The organism is Microcoleus sp. S13_C3 (assembly GCF_036700905.1).
Lineage (GTDB): Bacteria > Cyanobacteriota > Cyanobacteriia > Cyanobacteriales > Microcoleaceae > Microcoleus.
The window spans coordinates 1-2,831 of the sequence record NZ_JAUBPT010000314.1; the positions used below are offsets into that span (position 1 = coordinate 1).

The 2,831-nt window shown below is 48.9% G+C and carries 2 protein-coding genes; both read left to right on the forward strand.

From position 1 onward, the window contains the following. The first annotated feature begins 260 nt into the window (after positions 1–260). A complete protein-coding gene (gene cruF, locus QUA16_RS36230) occupies positions 261–1,202 on the forward strand; it encodes a gamma-carotene 1'-hydroxylase CruF (protein WP_333109498.1) in 942 nt (313 codons plus the stop codon). Between the two features lie 239 nt (positions 1,203–1,441). Then, positions 1,442–2,644 carry a 2'-O-glycosyltransferase CruG gene (gene cruG / locus QUA16_RS36235; RefSeq protein WP_333109499.1) on the forward strand — a complete coding sequence of 401 codons (1,203 nt, stop codon included), beginning with the start codon at positions 1,442–1,444 and terminating at the stop codon, positions 2,642–2,644. Positions 2,645–2,831 lie beyond the last annotated feature (187 nt).

Consider the following 2,831-nt stretch of genomic DNA (forward strand, 5'->3'; position numbering starts at 1 on the left):
TCGGGCATCGGGCATCGGGCATCGGGCATCGGGCATCGGGCATCGGGCATCGGGCATCGGGCATCGGGCATCGGGCTGGCAGTCAACTGACAACTGTCAACTGACAACAGTCAACAGTCAACTGTCAACAGTCAACTGTCAACTGTCAACAGTCAACTGACAACAGTCAACTGACAACTGTCATTTGCAGTTGGTTTTTTGTTAAAGTTTGTAAACTGTTAAGAGTGCTTTCTGCATCTAATATTTTTTCGAGGAGTCCCATGAAGCAACTTTTGATTGCTGAGCGCTTTTGCCTAATTGCCCACGTCTTGTCAATGGCTTTTGGATTGGCAGGCTTACTGCTGATTTTACCCCGTCCCGAATTGGTGATGAGTTTGCCACCAGCAGGGCAAACGCTATTCCAGTGGGGGATGGCTGGGGGTGGAGTAGTTTATATCATCTTTGGTGCTGCAGCGGTTGCTCTCTATGCCTTGCGGACGTTGGGTTGGGGTGCAACTCTGGGTTTTTTAGTGCCTTCTGTGTTTTTGTCCTTGAGTAGCGAGTTGTTGGGAACGAGTACCGGTTTTCCCTTCGGGCACTACCACTATTTGAGCGGTTTGGGTTACAAAATTGCAGGGCTGGTTCCGTTTACAATTCCTCTGTCGTGGTTTTATCTGGGACTGGTTTCCTATGTAATTGCTCGCGCTGGAGTAGCGGTTGGTAAAGGTGAACTCAACTGGGTACGCCAAATAGGGGCGATCGCCCTTGGTGCTTTGCTGCTAACTGCTTGGGATTTTGTACTAGATCCGGCGATGAGTCAAACTTCTGTGCCTTTTTGGGAGTTTGAGGAACTTGGGGCTTTCTTTGGAATGCCTTACCGCAATTTGGCTGGCTGGATGGGTACGGGGGCGCTATTTATGTCTGTAGCTGCTTTCTTGTGGAGAAAAACACCGATTAAATTAGAGCGATCGGAATTGGGTTTGCCCTTAATTGTTTATTTGGTAAACTTTGCTTTCGGAGCAATTATCACTGTAGTTTCCTTGGATTCTCGGTTCTGGTTCCCGACATCGCTAGCGGTGCTTCTGGGTGTAGTTCCGGCGATCGCGTTAAGCTGGATCGCTAAACCCGCAACAGGTGACGTAACCGAAACAATGCCGTCTTTGGAGACATCTGTTATCACGGCTGAAATTCCACCTCAGCCCGTAGGCGTTTTGCGTAAGTGAGTTGCTAGTGAGCAACCCCGGCTGATTTAGCAAAAATTTACACTAAATTTTGAGCTAGTTTAAAAACCCGGTTTCTTGTAGAAACCGGGTTTTTCAGTGGCGATTTTTTCATTCCCAATTCCTGTAATATGTTTGAGGTCAAAATTTTATTAAATTTTTAAATTGACACCAACCGTAATTCCCAATTCTTCAATTGAAAATCTAAAATCTAAAATCTAAAATCTAAAATCTAAAATCCCATGATCGCCCCTCACCTGTTTTCCCAAACGCTGACAAGTATCATCCCTGTCGCACTCTTGCTGCTGCAATTGCCCGCCGCAGCCCTTCTGATGTCGCGTTTGATTAAAGGCCCATCGCGCATCCCGCCCCTGGAACCGGATTCGCCGACGCTGGATTTGTTGGGTAGTTGTACTGCGGTAGTACCGACTTTGAACGAAGCCGATCGAATTTCGCCTTGTTTGGAAGGATTAAGCCGCCAAAGTTACGAACTCCGAGAAGCGATCGTGGTTGACAGCTATTCGGTAGACGGAACCGGAGATTTAGTTAAAGCTGCAGCACAAAAAGACCCCCGGTTTCGCTTGATTAACGACGATCCGCTGCCGGCGGGTTGGGTTGGGCGTCCCTGGGCGCTGAATGCGGGTTTTTTGGCAAGTTCCGAGAAGTGCGAGTGGATTTTGGGGATAGATGCGGATACTGTGCCGCATCCGGGTTTGATTGCGAGTTTGCTGAAGACGGCGGCGGCTGGAAATTACGATTTGATTTCGCTGTCGCCGCAGTTTATCCTCAAGTATCCGGGGGAGTTGTGGCTGCAACCTGCTTTGTTAATGACTTTGGTTTATCGGTTCGGGCCGACGGGGACTGGCGGGGATGTGCCGGAACGGGTGATGGCGAACGGTCAGTGTTTTTTGTGCAGGCGCGAGGTTTTGGTGGCATTGGGGGGCTATGAGGTGGCGAGGGGTTCGTTTTGCGATGATGTGACTTTGGCTCGCTATGCGGCTGCTAAGGGCTTTAAGGTGGGCTTTTTGGATGGGGCTAAGGTGTTGAAGGTGCGGATGTATGAGGGGGCGATCGAGACTTGGAATGAATGGGGTCGATCGCTGGATTTGAAAGATGCTGCTTCGGGCGGTCAAATTTGGGGCGATTTGTGGCTGTTGCTGGCGGTTCAAGGTTTGCCGGTGCCGATTGTGTTGTGCTATTTGCTGTTTGGTTCGCTGCCGCCGGTTGGTGTTTTTCCGCACTTTTGGCTGTTGGGATTGAATGTATTTTTGGTTGCGGTGCGATCGGCTTTGTGTTTGGCGATCGCACCTTCTTACGATACAACTGGGGCATCGGGTAAATGGCTGTTTTGGCTGTCACCTTTGGCCGATCCGTTGGCGTTTTTGCGAATTCTAATTTCTGCTTTCAATCAGCCTACTCAGTGGCGGGGCAGAAAGTATGAATAATCGTTAAATTTTTGCTAGACATTTTAAAATTGGTAGAAGTGCGATCGCCCTTTTGGATCGAATGGGCGATCGTACTTTTTTTGATTTCCTAAATCAACCGGAAATTAGCCGATGTAATCGAATTGGCACTCACTCCAATCATCACACCTAACTCCTCTCCTGTCAAGACATTTTTGATGAGAGTTCC